The sequence below is a fragment of the Acinetobacter sp. YH12144 genome, assembly GCF_013418345.1.
Lineage (GTDB): Bacteria > Pseudomonadota > Gammaproteobacteria > Pseudomonadales > Moraxellaceae > Acinetobacter > Acinetobacter amyesii.
This window is the reverse complement of the sequence record NZ_VPCD01000001.1, coordinates 136,769-150,563: the sequence shown is the minus strand read 5'-3', so window position 1 is coordinate 150,563 and position 13,795 is coordinate 136,769. Positions and strand designations below refer to the sequence as shown.

Here is a 13,795-nt window from a genome sequence, read left to right as displayed (position 1 = left end):
AATGGAGCAAAAAAATAAACGTTGTAGTGATTTTAGGCTGTGTTTTATTCAGGAGAAAAACATGAATTTGCGTCACGGAACGTTAGCAAAATATATGGGAGCCTTCGCTTTATGCTGCGTATTGCCCCTACATGCTGCTGAATGGACGCTAACCCCTAATAGTCAGGTCACTTTTGGTATTAAATCTGTGGGGCTGTCTATTGTAGAAGGGCGCTTTAATAAGGTTCAGTCGAACCTTAAGTTTGATCCTGAAATTCCACATAAAGGTTCAGCTCATTTGGTGTTAGATGTAGATAGCATCAGTTTTAGTAACCCAAGCTTAAAGGGATTAATCTTGGGAAGTGAATATTTTGATGCTGCTGAATTTAAGCAAGTGAAGTTCGTCAGTAAACAAATCGAACCCGTGGCTTATGCGAAATATATGATTCGAGGGGATCTGACCATTCGTGGTATCACTAAACCTGTGATCTTCGATACTACACTTACCCCTAGTCCGCAAAATCCAAAAGTGTTGGATGTTCAATCTTTAGCAACCATTAAGCGTAGTGATTTTGGTATGCGTAAAGCACTCGGTGGAGTTGGTGAGCAAGTACTGATTCAGCTCAAAGGCCAATGGCGGCTTGAATAACCGCAGTCTTACAGGGTTTAACACATATGATCTTTGGCATGTTGCAGCACAACAGCAGTCAATTTTTGTAATTGAACAGATTGTTGGTTCCAATGATGCCAATACAAAGCTAGATCAATACTGAGTTCTGTTGAAAGCTCTATCAATTTTCCCGCTGCTAATAAGTCTTTACTTTGATAGTCGGGTAACCATCCATAGCCCAAGCCCATCGTAATGGCATCAAAAAATGCCGTTGAAGAGGGAATGAAATGATGTGGATATTGTGAAGGGTTGAGTCCGAAATTCTTCTGAATCGATTGTGTATGTAAGTCATCTTTCTCATTAAAAATCAGTGCAGGCGCAGCCCTTAACGCATTTCGCGTCACACCTTGACCGAACCATCTTTGGATAAAATCAGGGGTTGCTACAAAGCGATAATGCATTTCTCCCAGATATTCTGCGACGCAGCCCTTCATGGCTTCTGATTCTGTTGTGACACAGGCATTGACCAAACCGGCTTCTAATAAATGATGTGTTTGTGACTGATTATCGACCTGAAAATGAATCACGATTTTTTCTTCAATTAAGAGATCTTTGAGTAGCGGAAGCAACCATGTCGCAAGTGAGTCAGCATTGGTCGCAATATTGACTTGATAGAAAGCATTCGCCGTTTGTCCTGTTAGATTTTGCAGAAAATTATGTTCTAGTAATTTGCTGTGTTGTAAATAATGTAATAATGATTGGCCCGCGAGTGTTGGGCGGCAGGGTCGTTCACGTACAATGAGTACATGACCTAATTTCTTTTCTAAGGTTTGCAGCCTGAGCGTGACCGCAGATGCCGTAATGTTTAAACGCAGTGCCGCTTGTTCAAAGCTTCCTGTTTCAGCAACTGCAAGAAAAGCTTCGCTATGTTTGCTTTGTAACATGAGTCACCTATGAGCATTAGAAATTTCACAAACTAAGAAAAACTTAGTTATATTGATATTTATTTATAAATACTTATTTTTAGCAATTAGCTTGGATAATAGCAACATTCATTTAAAGCTTTGAAAGTGTAGTTAAAAATGTTGCACAGTTATATGCAAGGGCTCGCAATTGGATTTAGCCTAATTATCGCGATTGGTGCGCAAAATGCGTTTATTCTCAAGCAGGGGTTAAAAAAGCAGTATGTCTTTTGGCTCTGCGCTATTTGTGCTGCTTCTGATTCGATACTCATCTTACTAGGTGTGCTCGGATTCTCCCAATTGGTTGAAAGTCATCCGGAAATTGTCAATGGAGCTAAATATTTGGGCGCAACTTTTTTAGCAGTTTATGGAGCACAGCATTTTCTGCAAGCCTTCAAAACTTCGAGCAGTTTAGCGCCCAGTGAGAAGAATGAAACCAAACTATTGAAGTTGGTACTAATCTGCTTGGCTTTAACATGGTTAAATCCACATGTATATCTTGATACGGTTGTGCTGATTGGGTCTATTTCCACGAAGTTTGAATCGACCGCAGTATATTTTGCGATTGGGGCAATTACAGCTTCATGGGTATTTTTCTTTGTCCTCGGTTTTGGTGCGCGCTATTTATTACCGCTTTTCCAAAGTGCAAAGGCATGGAAAGTTTTAGACTTTATTATTGGCGTTGTGATGTGGGGAATTGCAGCCTCATTATTGCTCTAGTTAGAAGCTTCTTATTAAGTTTGAGCCCATTCCTAAAGGAGCGGGCTCAAATCATTACTGTTATGCTGCTTGTAGTGCTTTTAAATCTTCTAAGACTTGTTCTGCATGGCCTGCAGCTTTGACTTTGCGATATTCTTTTACCAGCTTGCCATGATGGAAAATAAAGGTTGAACGTTCGATGCCCATAACCTTTTTGCCATACATATTTTTTTCTTTAATCACGTCAAAATGCTGACATAGCACTTCTTCTTTATCACTGATTAAATCAATGCTTAGATTTTGCTTTTCAGTGAAGTTTTGATGGGCTTTAACCGAGTCACGAGAAATGCCGTAGATTGGGGTATTAAGCGCATCAAACTGATCTTTTAAGCATGAAAACCCAATGGCTTGCGTCGTACATCCTGGTGTTGAATCTTTAGGATAGAAGTAGACGATCAGCCAGTCATTGTTGACTTCTGCAAGGTTGACTTCACCTGAGGTGGTTGGGAAGGTTTGATTTGGTAAGCTAATTTCAGTCATGAAGATTTCCTTTTTCATGTCTTATCCCTAAACGGGCTTAAACAAAGTATGTGAAATATGACCATCATACAGAATTTACTTTGAACTTAAAGCAGTAAAAAAGCCTGCAATTGCAGGCTTTTTTGAGACGAAAAATTATTTTTTCGCTTGAGCTGATTTCATTGCTTCTTCAGTTAAGGTTTTTAATTTACCTGTTAACTGAGGACCGAAACATGCTTGAAGGTCTTTATTTTGTTTTTGAACAAAAGCGAGTGTTGCAGGGCTTTTCTTCTGGTTGATTGTGCTTTGGATTTCCCATTTTTGAGCATTGGTTAAACGACCATCTGCTTCAACAGCACAAGTACAGTATTTGCTAACTTCAGCGGCAGTTAGTTTTTTACCTTTGCCAGTTTCTTCTTTACAAACATTAATTAACGAAGATTTTACGTTAGTGCTCTTATATGCTTGTTGAAGCTTGTCGTTGTCAGCGTGTGCAACTGAAGCAAACAATGCAGCCGCAGAGAAAGCAGCAGAAAGAATAATGTTTGATTTTAAATTTTTCATAAACCCTACCTTGTTATTTCGGTATGTAACGTGTCGGATCTTCAACACCTGCGTCAACGAAACCTTGTTTACGAAGACGGCAGCTATCGCATTTACCGCAAGCACGACCTTGGTCATCTGCTTGATAGCAAGACACCGTTTGACTGTAGTCTACGCCATGTTCTATACCTAAGCGAATGATATTTGCTTTGGATAAATGTAACAGAGGTGTTTCAAATTTAAGTGGTTTTCCTTCAACGCCAACTTTAGTTGCAAGGCGAGCCATGTTGGCAAATGCTTCGATAAACTCTGGACGACAGTCTGGATAGCCTGAGTAATCAACTGCATTAATACCAATGACAATCGCTTCTGCACCAAAAACTTCCGCCGCAGCTAAAGCATATGACAAGAAAATCGTGTTACGCGCTGGTACATAAGTTACAGGAATACCGGCTTGTTCATGATCAGGAACTTCAATGCTATGGTCAGTTAACGCAGAGCCGCCTAAGTTACCTAAGTCGATATTAATGACACGATGTTCTACACCAGCCTGCTTAGTTAACTCACGAGCAGCATCTAGTTCTGTCGTAGAACGTTGACCATACATAAAACTTAAGGCGATACACTCATAACGTGCTTGAGCCCAAGCTAAACAAGTGGTTGAGTCTAAGCCGCCAGACAATAAAACTATGGCACGAGGGCGCATATGCATTACTCCAAATAATTCTTTAAAACTTAACGACCAGTTTCATCGTTCCAAAGCAACTTATGTAATTGCAATTGGAAGCAAACAGGGAGATGGTCTTCTAAAATCCATTGTGCTAAATCACGTGCAAGCTGAGGCAAACGAACAGCACCTTTTTCAACGGCAAAGGCCGGAGAGAACCAAATGGTGCTAACTTTTTCATTTAGCTTATAGCGCTCAACTTGCTGTTTTGACCATTCATAGTCTTCACGATTACAAATCACAAATTTGATCTGATCATGCGCTGTTAAATGGTCGAAGTTGCTAAGCAAGTTTCGTGCAACTTCACCCGATGTCGGGGTTTTTAAATCCATAACCTTTGAAACACGTGGGTCAACTTTAGACACATCTAAAGCACCACTGGTTTCTAAAGAGACTTCGCAGCCTAAATCGGCCAGACGAGTCATGAGGGGAAGGGCGTTCGGTTGAGCAAGCGGCTCACCACCCGTCACGCAAATATAAGGAGTTTTAAAATCTAAAGTGGTTTGAATAATTTCTTCTAATGATTGGCGTTCACCGCCTTCAAACGAATAGGTTGTATCACAATAAGTGCAACGTAAAGGACAGCCTGTTAAGCGGATAAAGACCGTAGGCAAACCTGCGGTATTGGCTTCACCTTGCAATGAATAAAAAATCTCCGTAATACGTAAACCCGCAGACGGATCAGAAACAGGAATAGCGGAAGATCGAAGGGTACTCATAACAAAATTAACCAGATATAAAAAAACAAAAAATCTCTACGATCATTGCTAACCGTAGAGACGAGGAGCGATAGAGGCTCCACGGAACACGAATGCTCCGCTGAAATAAAGACTTAGTCTTCGCGTAATAAGTCGTTCAAGCTTGTTTTCGCACGAGTTTTCGCGTCAACTTTTTTCACGATTACTGCAGCGTAGAGGCTGTATTTACCGCATTTAGACGGCAAGCTACCAGAAACCACAACAGAACCAGCAGGAACACGGCCGTAATGGATTTCGCCAGTTTCACGGTCATAAATCTTAGTTGATTGACCAATGAATACGCCCATTGAAATCACAGAACCTTCTTCTACGATCACACCTTCAACGATCTCAGAACGCGCGCCGATAAAGCAATTGTCTTCAATGATTGTTGGGTTCGCTTGAAGTGGTTCAAGAACACCACCAATACCAACGCCACCAGATAAGTGAACATTTTTACCAATTTGAGCACATGAACCAACGGTTGCCCATGTATCAACCATAGTACCTTCGTCAACATATGCACCAATATTGACATATGAAGGCATCAATACAACATTTTTTGCTTGGAAAGAACCTTTACGTGCTACAGCAGGTGGTACTACACGTACACCAGCAGCTTTAAATTGTTCTTCAGTCCAGTCAGAGAACTTAGTATCAACTTTGTCATAGAAGCGTAAGTCACAAGCTTCCATTGGTTTGTTGTCGTTCAATTTGAATGAAAGCAAAACGGCTTTTTTCACCCATTGATGAACAATCCATTCACCATCAATTTTTTCAGCAACACGTAATGTACCGTTATCTAGGCCAGCGATCACTTCTTCTACTGCTGCACGTACTTCAGCAGGACAGTCAGCTGCAGTGAAATTAGCACGGTCTTCAAATGCTTGTTCAATGATTGTTGAAAGCTGAGACATGTTCTTCCATCCAGAAAAAAATTTTCCAAGATTTTACACTATATCGAGTTAAAAATAGATGGTAAATCGGTCTAGGATCGGAATTAATTATTAAGCAAGCACTAAAACCAAGAAATTAAGAGTGATGAATTTAGCATTTTCATAAGGTTTGTATAAAAAATACGCAAAATATACAGAATTGTTCCTTAACATCATTATTATATTTAAAAAAATGAAACAAAAACTCTTTATTAATCAATATTAAAATCTAAATGTATCAAAAGTTAACAAAAAATCAGTAAATTTGCATAAATGTTGAGCTGTGTTTCCTTTTAACATGTGCCATATAAGAAGTCTGTAAAATCTGAATAACAGTTTATTTTGAGGAGAAACACATGAAATCATTACGTTTATTAACAGTAGCTGCTCTACTTACTGCTGCAGGTACTGCAATTGCAGATACCTCTGTAGTTCATGATGGTTATGCATTTGATCAAAACCAACTTATCCCAACTGGCGCTCGTCTAGAAGTGGGTACGACTGGTTATGGTGGTGCGTTACTTTGGACTGCGAACCCATACGTCGGCCTTGCATTAGGTTATAACGGTGGTGATATTTCATGGTCTGATGATTTGTCAATCAATGGCACTAAATATGACATGGATATGGATAACAGCGTTGGCTACTTAAATGCAGAAATTCGTCCATGGGGCGCAAGTACGAGTCCTTGGGCACAAGGCTTATATGTTGCTGCAGGTGTAGGTTATATCGATAATGAATACGGTCTAAATAAACATAATAAAAATGCCGAAGGTACGATTAAAGTTGATGGTACCAGCTACACTGGCATTGGTGGTGTGAAAGGTAACTTATCTTATGATAACGACATTGCGCCTTATGTAGGTTTAGGTTTTGCACCAAAATTAAATAAAAACTTTGGTGTATTTGGTGAAGTAGGTGCTTATTACACTGGCAACCCTACTGTGAAACTTCAAGAGTACGGTAATCTTCAAAACTCTGTAACAGGCTCACCTTCAATCAGCGAATCTGTAGATAATGAGGCACGTAAAATTGCAAACGATGACAAATATGAATGGATGCCAGTAGCTAAAGTAGGTGTGAGCTACCATTGGTAAGTTCTTACTGAAATAAAAAAAACGAGCTTCGGCTCGTTTTTTTTGTTTTTAGAAAGCGTTTAAAATCTGTGACCAAATTTCAGACCATAGATCATGGCATCATTGTCTGAGACACTTGCAAGACCTGAAATATGAGATGTTTCAGTATTCGATGGTTTTGAGAGTTTCATATAATACAGGCCAGTCGCTAGAAAATTGTTCGGGTTAAATTTATACATCATACCTAAACCTAAACCTCGATAGCCATCACTTGGGTTTAAGGTAGACGCCGCATTTCCTGTCCCGTTGTCCCAAATAAACTCTGCAGCAGCGAGCCAACTCGGATTCAATTGATGTGCAATCCCTAACTTTCCTGACCATTGATCTTTCTGATATTCCACCAATTGGATATCAGCTAAATCACGGTATTGTGGATCGAGTGCTGCGTATTGAAGCACGGCATTAAACTGCGGTGGCTGAATGTTGAAATCTTTCCAATTAATCCACCGAACTGTGCCATATACAACATTGTGTGGGCTAATGGCTGTTTGAAAATCAAAATTGACGCTTTGTGGCGTTTGAATTGAGGTATGGGTGTCAAGTACTAATTGAAAAGGACCATTTGAATATAAAGTTGATTCAGAGGTCTTATTTTCATGTTTTATTTTTGAACGATAGGTTAGGCTAGTTTTAATAGCATATTCAGGGATTTGATAACTGAATCCGAGCAGCCAACCAATCGCTTCATCTTGTTTAAAATCGGCATGGTAGCCATTGAGAGCAGCATATTGTTGCCCAGAAATTTTTAAATCACCTTTAAATGTTTGTAGGCTTAAACCGCTATAAATATTCCAATTATTATTGGGTTGATAGCCTACCAGTCCAGTTAGGTTATGCGTTCTAAAGTTAATATCGGCGCTTTCAATATCGATATTTGAGCTATCTGGTAAGCGAGGACTATATTGATAACTGATATCAGTATGAAAAGGTTGCTCATAAATTACTCCCGCAGAAATATTTTCATGTGGTTGAATTTTAAGTGCAAATTTCCCAGAAAATTGTTGATGAGCGAGATTCCCTGTAGAAAAATCAGTGATGCCCAATTCACTAATTAAGCCTTGATTCTGAACTTTGCCGTCAACTTGAGCATCGACATAAGCGAAACTGGCTTCAGTATAATTTCCGGGTTCAAGAAAGGCCGAGATCGATTGATCTGAGTTTTCTATTCCTGCTGCATACATGATCTGTATGGGGCAGACGATACCGACTGCCACTGCGACGAATTGATTTTTCATAAATATGGGTCGGAAGTAATAAGGTTTTAATTTTTATTGTGTTGGATGTATTTTAATCAAAATTAAAAATAAAGCCAAGAAAACTTAGATAAAATATGTGTTTACCAAAAAAAGAGGACAGTAGGTGTCCTCTTTAATTCGTCAATTGGCCTATCATTCTTCTGGGTAAGCGACTTTTTTCAACGCTTTGATGTCAGCATCTGGTGAACATAAAGAAATAAACTCATAGCCATAACCGCGTAGTAAATGTCCTTTGCGAACAGCAATCCAAGTGGTATTAACACCAAAAATATCGGTAGGAATTTGTTTTAAACGGTAATCACGTTCTGGGTCATATGCTACATCGTTGACAATACCCACTCCCATATTAAGTTCAACATAGGTTTTAATAACGTCTGCATCAAGTGCGGACATCACGATATCAACATCAAAGCCTGAATCTTCAAAGGCTTTATCAATTTTTGAACGACCTGTAAAACCACCGTGATAGGTAATAATTGGATAGTTCGACAAATCTTCAATAGTGATATTTGATTTTTGGGTCAGTGGATGCTCTTTAGGCGTGATGATGCTGTGTTGCCAGTTGTAGTAAGGCACGCTTGCCAGGTTATCTTCATTGGTTAATGATTCGGTTGCGATCCCGATATCCGCTTCACCTTGAAGGAGCATTTCTGTAATTTCAACAGGGCTTGCTTGTTGCAAAATTAGATGAACTTTTGGAAATTCTTTTTTAAATTGGTTCACAATCGGCGGCAAGACATAACGTGCTTGCGTATGTGTGGTCGCAATCGTCAATGTCCCTTCATCTACTTTGTTAAAGTCATCTGCCAGACGTTTAATATTGTCAGCATCCACGAGCATGCGTTCAACGATACCCAATAATGACTGGCCTGGTTCGGTTAAACCGAGTAGACGTTTACCTTTACGAATAAACAGCTGTACACCAAGTTCATCTTCTAAATCTTTGATGTGTTTACTCACGCCAGACTGCGAGGTGTAAAGTGCAGCAGATGCTTCTGTTAAATTAAAATTCTGACGTACGGTTTCTCGAATAATTCTTAATTGTTGGAAATTCATAATTTTATTTTACCTTAAAAGCAAGTGGGGCTTGTGAAGGCCCCAACTTATTGTTTTATGCAACTTGGTTTTCAAATAAATGCAAGTTAGTTGCACTTAACCATACCGTTTGATTTGGGCGGAATTGATGTGCTTTCGCTTCATCAGCCGTTAATGAAATTTCGATCAGATTGCCTTGGCGGTCATGCAGTTCAGCAATGACTTTACCTGCAATCCAAAGCTCACGTACAAAAGTCGCTTGGATGGCATTTTCTTGCGGCTGTGCATGAATACGCAGTTCATCCGGACGAGCAAAGGCAATGACATTGCCTTGCGGTGCATTGGCATTTTGTGGCAACAAAATTCGGTCTTCACCAATTTGAAAAAGGCCATTGCTATTTTGACCTTCAAAACGGTTGGCTTGACCTAAAAAGTCAAATACAAACGGTGTTGCAGGTTTTTCATAAACTTCACGCGGCGAGCCAATCTGTTCTACGTTGCCTTTATTCATCACAATGATTTGATCGGCCACTTCAAGCGCTTCTTCTTGGTCATGGGTCACGAAAATAGAGGTGATGTGGAGTTCGTCATGCAAGGTACGTAACCAGCGGCGTAATTCTTTACGAACTTTGGCATCCAATGCACCAAAAGGTTCATCCAGTAATAACACACGCGGTTCAACCGCTAAAGCACGTGCTAGTGCAATACGTTGACGTTGACCACCTGAAAGTTGAGCAGGGTAACGGTCAGCCAAGAAACCAAGCTGAACAAGATCAAGCAAACGAGTAACCCGCTTTTTGATCTCGGCTTCAGATGGGCGTGTTGCACGTGGGCGTACGCGTAAACCAAAAGCAATGTTGTCAAATACGGTCATATGACGGAATAGTGCATAATGTTGGAATACAAAACCAACTTCACGTTCACGGACATGAACTTTAGTGGCATCTTCACCTTCTAGAATGACTTGACCGCTATCGGCAGATTCAAGTCCTGCAATGATACGGAGCAGGGTGGTTTTACCACAGCCTGATGGGCCAAGCAACGCAACAAGCTGGCCATCAGGGAAATCTAAAGAGATATTTTTAAGTGCATGGAATGCACCAAAGTGTTTTTCAATATTTTTTACTTGAATACTCATGAGGTCATTCCTTAAGAAACTTGTGAATCTTCTTTACGCTTGTCTTGTCGTTCCTGACGTAGTTCAACCCATGTTTTTAAAATCAGGGTCACAATCGCCAAGAGCGCTAATAGTGAAGACACAGCAAAAGCAGCACTAAAGGTATATTCGTTATAAAGGATTTCTACGTGTAGCGGTAAGGTGTTGGTTTCGCCACGAATGTGACCTGAAACTACAGAAACAGCACCAAACTCACCCATTGCACGTGCATTACAGAGAATCACGCCGTAGATTAAGCCCCATTTGATATTTGGAAGTGTCACTTTCCAGAAAGTCTGCCAGCCTGAAGCACCCAATACGATAGCTGCTTCTTCTTCCTCTGTCCCTTGAGCTTCCATTAATGGAATCAACTCACGTGCCACAAAAGGAACGGTAATAAACACAGTAGCAAGGACAATGGCTGGAACGGCATATAAAATTTTGATGTCGTTATCCATCAGCCAGCCGCCTAACCAACCTTGAGTACCAAAAATCAATACCAACATTAAGCCAGCAATAACTGGAGAGACTGAAAATGGCATATCAATAATCGTGGTTAAAATAGATTTACCACGGAAATTAAACTTGGCAACACACCATGCCGCAGCTACACCAAACACTACGTTTAGCGGTACGGCAATCACAGCGGTCAGTAAGGTCAGTTTCACCGCAGATAAGGTGTCTGGATGAACCAGTGCTTGGAAGTAAACGCCAACACCTTGTTTAAAGGCTTCAACGAAAACCAAAACCAAGGGCAAAATCAGGCAGCTCGCAAAGAAAATCAATGCAATCACTATCAGTGTATAGCGTACCCATGTCGGTTCACGCGTTGCATCACGCGACTGTAATTTTTCCGCAAGTGCATTACTGTTCGTATTCATCGTGCAGTTCTCCCTGTACGGCGACTCGCCCATGCTTGAACCAAGTTAATTAAGAATAAAATGGCAAAAGAAATCACCAGCATCACAACAGCAATCGTGGTCGCACCTGCATAATCATATTCTTCAAGGCGAGAGATAATCATCAATGGGGCAATTTCAGTCTTGAAGGGTTGGTTACCTGCGATAAAAATCACCGATCCATATTCACCCACACCACGAGCAAATGCCAAAGCAAAACCTGTTAACAGCGCAGGAAATAGAATAGGTAAGATCACTTTGGTCACGATCTGAAAGCGATTTGCGCCCAGTGCCGAAGCTGCTTCTTCAAGTTCAGTTTCTAGATCACTCAGTACAGGCTGTACAGTGCGAACCACAAAAGGAATACCAATAAAGATGAGAGCCAAGGTAATACCGATTGGGGTATATGCGACTTTAATGCCAATAGGTTCAAGGTACTGACCGATCCAACCAGTCGGTGCATATAACGAAGTCAATGCAATACCCGCAACGGCAGTTGGCAATGCAAAAGGTAAATCAACCAATGCATCGACAATACGTTTACCGGGGAAGGTATAACGAACCAAACACCATGCTAAAAGCAAACCAAAAACCACATTAACTAACGCAGCAATAATGGCGGCACTAAAACTCAGTTGTAACGATTTTAAAATACGTTCTGAGCTTAAAATCTCCCATAGTCCGTCCCAACCGATACCTAAAGACTTAATAAATACGGCCGAAAGGGGGATGAGCACAATTAAGGATAAATACGCTAGGGTAAAGCCTAGAGAAAGACCAAATCCTGGCAGCACTCGGGATCGCTGCGACATGATGACTCCTCAAAATGAGAAAAGCTGACTTAAAAGGTCAGCAAAATTGAATAAATGATTTTGCGACAAGCTTAATGCTCAGTATTTAAAAAGCAAATTGAAATAAATACTTGTTTTCATCAGTAAAGCTGATATGTTTCATGTGGTTTTCTGAAATTAAGTAATTGAAAATTTCAGGAAACGGTCCAAAACCTGATGCAACATTAATGTGTCCTACAGCGCCCATATTTACAGGGTAGAGCTTCCAAGCATCTGCAAGTTGTTTTGCATCTTCAAAGCCAAGCCAAGGATCATTTTCACTAATCAACATCGTTGTCGGCACACGAATACTTAGCTGATGAAAAAATGCTTTGTAATCCGTTGTACTGTCGCGTGCAAAGCCGTTTTCTCCAAAGCGAGCTGGATTGGCTGGCGCAACCAAAACTAAATTTTTGATTTTTTTATTGAGTTCAGGATGCAAGGCCAATGCTGCCACTGTGGTCAAACAACCAAAGCTATGCGCCACAATTTGAATTTCACCCTGTAGAGGTCGTACGGTTTGAACAAATTGTTTAATCCAGTCTTTTAGTACAGGGTGATTCCAATCTTTTTGCTGAACACGAGAGCTAGACATGAGCTGACGTTGTAACCAAGATTGCCAATGTGCGTGTTCACTACCGCCTACACCCGGGACAATTACTGTATGTGTCATGTCAAGTTCTCCTGATTCAGTCAATGACTGGTCTTATTTTCCGTTGTTGGTTTTGACGATTTGGTCAAACACGCCGCCATTTTCAAAGTGTGCTTTTTGGACTTTATCCCAACCACCAAATTCTTTATCAATGGTTACGAGTTTAAGTGGCTTAAAGACTGATGCGTATTGTGCAAGCGTTGTAGCGTTACGTGGACGGTAAAAGTTCTGAGCCGCGATTTGCTGACCACGTGGTGAATAAAGGAAGTTTAAATAACCTTTGGCTAAATAAAGATTGCCTTTTTTCTCTGCGTTTTTTTCTAAAACAGCAACAGGGGGCTCAGCTAAAATTGAAAGTGAAGGGGTCACAATTTCAAATTTACCCGGTTGTTCACGAATCGCTAAATGTGCTTCATTTTCCCAAGCCAGCAATACATCACCAATACCACGTTCAGCAAAGGTCGTAGTCGAACCACGTGCGCCTGAATCGAGCACTTTGGTGTTTTTATAAATTTTACGGACAAATTCTTGAGCCGTTGTATCATTACCACCCGCTTGATGTTTTGCCCAAGCCCATGCAGCTAAATAGTTCCAACGTGCACCGCCTGAGGTTTTCGGGTTTGGGGTGATAATACCCACGCCTGGTTTAACTAGATCGCCCCAATCTTTAACTGCTTTTGGGTTGCCTTTACGGACTAAGAATACAATCGTTGAGGTATATGGCGTTGAGTTTTGTGGAAGTTTCTTCTGCCAATCTGCAGGTAAAAGTTTGGCTTTTTCTGCAATCACATCAATATCCGCTGCAAGTGCTAAAGTCACTACATCGGCATCTAAGCCATCAATGACTGCACGCGCTTGTTTGCCTGAACCACCATGAGATTGTTTAAAATTAATTTTTTGACCTGTACGGCTTTCCCAATATTTACTGAAGTCTTTATTCACACTTTCATAGAGTTCACGCGTAGGGTCGTAAGATACGTTTAAGAAGTCTTTTGCAGCTGCACCAAAAGAAATCGTCGAGATGACTGCAGCAAGAACACCCAATTTTAATTTTGCGGAAATACTCATGTGAACCTCAATAATTTTTACTTTGTCTGTAACATGGGTGAAGAATAGCGCC

General features: G+C 40.6%; 16 protein-coding genes. 3 read left to right on the top strand and 13 right to left on the bottom strand.

Translation table 11 applies throughout. The features are described 5' to 3' along the window. The first annotated feature begins 61 nt into the window (after nt 1–61). Nucleotides 62–628 (top strand): YceI family protein, encoded by a 567-nt coding sequence (locus FTU79_RS00850; protein WP_180007620.1) that lies wholly within the window; start codon nt 62–64, stop codon nt 626–628. 17 nt (nt 629–645) lie between these two features. Here FTU79_RS00850 and FTU79_RS00845 read toward each other — a convergent pair whose 3' ends face one another. Continuing rightward, the gene (locus FTU79_RS00845) at nt 646–1,533 is read right to left on the bottom strand and encodes a LysR family transcriptional regulator ArgP (RefSeq protein ID WP_180007621.1); all 888 of its coding nucleotides are present in this window, start codon (nt 1,531–1,533) and stop codon (nt 646–648) included. Nucleotides 1,534–1,671: 138 nt separating this feature from the next. On the opposite strand from FTU79_RS00845, the gene FTU79_RS00840 reads away from it, so the two are divergent. After that, nucleotides 1,672–2,271 (top strand): LysE/ArgO family amino acid transporter, encoded by a 600-nt coding sequence (locus FTU79_RS00840; RefSeq protein ID WP_180007622.1) that lies wholly within the window; start codon nt 1,672–1,674, stop codon nt 2,269–2,271. Nucleotides 2,272–2,331: 60 nt separating this feature from the next. Here the strand turns inward: FTU79_RS00840 and FTU79_RS00835 are convergent, their stop codons facing one another. The 5 genes from FTU79_RS00835 to dapD all read right to left on the bottom strand — a co-directional run bounded on the left by FTU79_RS00835 (nt 2,332) and on the right by dapD (nt 5,693). Beyond that, nucleotides 2,332–2,790 (bottom strand): peroxiredoxin, encoded by a 459-nt coding sequence (locus tag FTU79_RS00835; protein WP_180007697.1) that lies wholly within the window; start codon nt 2,788–2,790, stop codon nt 2,332–2,334. A gap of 135 nt (nt 2,791–2,925) precedes the next feature. Beyond that, entirely contained in the window at nt 2,926–3,333 is a 408-nt protein-coding gene (locus FTU79_RS00830; RefSeq protein WP_078190350.1) for a hypothetical protein, read from the bottom strand. Between the two features lie 13 nt (nt 3,334–3,346). Then, on the bottom strand, nt 3,347–4,018 hold the full coding sequence (queC, locus tag FTU79_RS00825; RefSeq protein WP_078190349.1) for a 7-cyano-7-deazaguanine synthase QueC: 672 nt from the start codon (nt 4,016–4,018) through the stop codon (nt 3,347–3,349). 29 nt (nt 4,019–4,047) lie between these two features. Then, nucleotides 4,048–4,758, bottom strand: coding sequence for a 7-carboxy-7-deazaguanine synthase QueE (queE, locus tag FTU79_RS00820; protein ID WP_180048718.1), 711 nt, complete (start codon nt 4,756–4,758; stop codon nt 4,048–4,050). A 113-nt stretch (nt 4,759–4,871) separates the two neighbouring features. Beyond that, nucleotides 4,872–5,693: a 2,3,4,5-tetrahydropyridine-2,6-dicarboxylate N-succinyltransferase gene (gene dapD, locus FTU79_RS00815; protein ID WP_111883963.1), complete on the bottom strand. Its 822-nt coding sequence runs from the start codon at nt 5,691–5,693 to the stop codon at nt 4,872–4,874. Nucleotides 5,694–6,067: 374 nt separating this feature from the next. Here dapD and carO point away from each other — a divergent pair, with 374 nt between their 5' ends. Continuing rightward, the gene (gene carO / locus FTU79_RS00810) at nt 6,068–6,808 is read left to right on the top strand and encodes an ornithine uptake porin CarO (protein ID WP_180048717.1); all 741 of its coding nucleotides are present in this window, start codon (nt 6,068–6,070) and stop codon (nt 6,806–6,808) included. Nucleotides 6,809–6,867: 59 nt separating this feature from the next. On the opposite strand, the gene FTU79_RS00805 is transcribed toward carO, so the two are convergent. From FTU79_RS00805 to FTU79_RS00775, 7 genes are all read right to left on the bottom strand, one after another. Next, a complete protein-coding gene (locus FTU79_RS00805; protein ID WP_171525846.1) occupies nt 6,868–8,082 on the bottom strand; it encodes an OmpP1/FadL family transporter in 1,215 nt (404 codons plus the stop codon). A 153-nt stretch (nt 8,083–8,235) separates the two neighbouring features. Continuing rightward, entirely contained in the window at nt 8,236–9,159 is a 924-nt protein-coding gene (locus FTU79_RS00800; RefSeq protein WP_180022494.1) for a CysB family HTH-type transcriptional regulator, read from the bottom strand. Between the two features lie 55 nt (nt 9,160–9,214). Further along, nucleotides 9,215–10,276 (bottom strand): sulfate/molybdate ABC transporter ATP-binding protein, encoded by a 1,062-nt coding sequence (locus FTU79_RS00795; RefSeq protein WP_180048716.1) that lies wholly within the window; start codon nt 10,274–10,276, stop codon nt 9,215–9,217. An 11-nt stretch (nt 10,277–10,287) separates the two neighbouring features. Further along, nucleotides 10,288–11,175 (bottom strand): sulfate ABC transporter permease subunit CysW, encoded by an 888-nt coding sequence (gene cysW, locus FTU79_RS00790; protein ID WP_168378041.1) that lies wholly within the window; start codon nt 11,173–11,175, stop codon nt 10,288–10,290. Then, nucleotides 11,172–12,005 carry a sulfate ABC transporter permease subunit CysT gene (gene cysT, locus FTU79_RS00785; RefSeq protein ID WP_078190342.1) on the bottom strand — a complete coding sequence of 278 codons (834 nt, stop codon included), beginning with the start codon at nt 12,003–12,005 and terminating at the stop codon, nt 11,172–11,174. Before cysT ends, cysW begins: the two co-directional genes overlap by 4 nt. Nucleotides 12,006–12,090: 85 nt before the next feature. Continuing rightward, complete coding sequence (locus FTU79_RS00780) at nt 12,091–12,696, bottom strand: alpha/beta hydrolase (protein ID WP_078190341.1); 606 nt, start codon at nt 12,694–12,696, stop codon at nt 12,091–12,093. Between the two features lie 33 nt (nt 12,697–12,729). Beyond that, nucleotides 12,730–13,743, bottom strand: coding sequence for a sulfate ABC transporter substrate-binding protein (locus FTU79_RS00775; protein WP_180048715.1), 1,014 nt, complete (start codon nt 13,741–13,743; stop codon nt 12,730–12,732). Between the last annotated feature and the right edge of the window lie 52 nt (nt 13,744–13,795).

Coding starts and splice junctions, on each gene's coding strand:
- FTU79_RS00795 (WP_180048716.1), bottom strand. CDS start 10,276: ATGAGTATTCAAGTAAAAAATATTGAAAAACACTTTGGTGCATTCCAT.
- FTU79_RS00805 (WP_171525846.1), bottom strand. CDS start 8,082: ATGAAAAATCAATTCGTCGCAGTGGCAGTCGGTATCGTCTGCCCCATA.
- FTU79_RS00850 (WP_180007620.1), top strand. CDS start 62: ATGAATTTGCGTCACGGAACGTTAGCAAAATATATGGGAGCCTTCGCT.
- queC (WP_078190349.1), bottom strand. CDS start 4,018: ATGCGCCCTCGTGCCATAGTTTTATTGTCTGGCGGCTTAGACTCAACC.
- FTU79_RS00780 (WP_078190341.1), bottom strand. CDS start 12,696: ATGACACATACAGTAATTGTCCCGGGTGTAGGCGGTAGTGAACACGCA.
- FTU79_RS00835 (WP_180007697.1), bottom strand. CDS start 2,790: ATGACTGAAATTAGCTTACCAAATCAAACCTTCCCAACCACCTCAGGT.
- FTU79_RS00775 (WP_180048715.1), bottom strand. CDS start 13,743: ATGAGTATTTCCGCAAAATTAAAATTGGGTGTTCTTGCTGCAGTCATC.
- FTU79_RS00840 (WP_180007622.1), top strand. CDS start 1,672: ATGTTGCACAGTTATATGCAAGGGCTCGCAATTGGATTTAGCCTAATT.
- cysW (WP_168378041.1), bottom strand. CDS start 11,175: ATGAATACGAACAGTAATGCACTTGCGGAAAAATTACAGTCGCGTGAT.
- carO (WP_180048717.1), top strand. CDS start 6,068: ATGAAATCATTACGTTTATTAACAGTAGCTGCTCTACTTACTGCTGCA.
- FTU79_RS00800 (WP_180022494.1), bottom strand. CDS start 9,159: ATGAATTTCCAACAATTAAGAATTATTCGAGAAACCGTACGTCAGAAT.
- FTU79_RS00830 (WP_078190350.1), bottom strand. CDS start 3,333: ATGAAAAATTTAAAATCAAACATTATTCTTTCTGCTGCTTTCTCTGCG.
- cysT (WP_078190342.1), bottom strand. CDS start 12,005: ATGTCGCAGCGATCCCGAGTGCTGCCAGGATTTGGTCTTTCTCTAGGC.
- FTU79_RS00845 (WP_180007621.1), bottom strand. CDS start 1,533: ATGTTACAAAGCAAACATAGCGAAGCTTTTCTTGCAGTTGCTGAAACA.
- queE (WP_180048718.1), bottom strand. CDS start 4,758: ATGAGTACCCTTCGATCTTCCGCTATTCCTGTTTCTGATCCGTCTGCG.
- dapD (WP_111883963.1), bottom strand. CDS start 5,693: ATGTCTCAGCTTTCAACAATCATTGAACAAGCATTTGAAGACCGTGCT.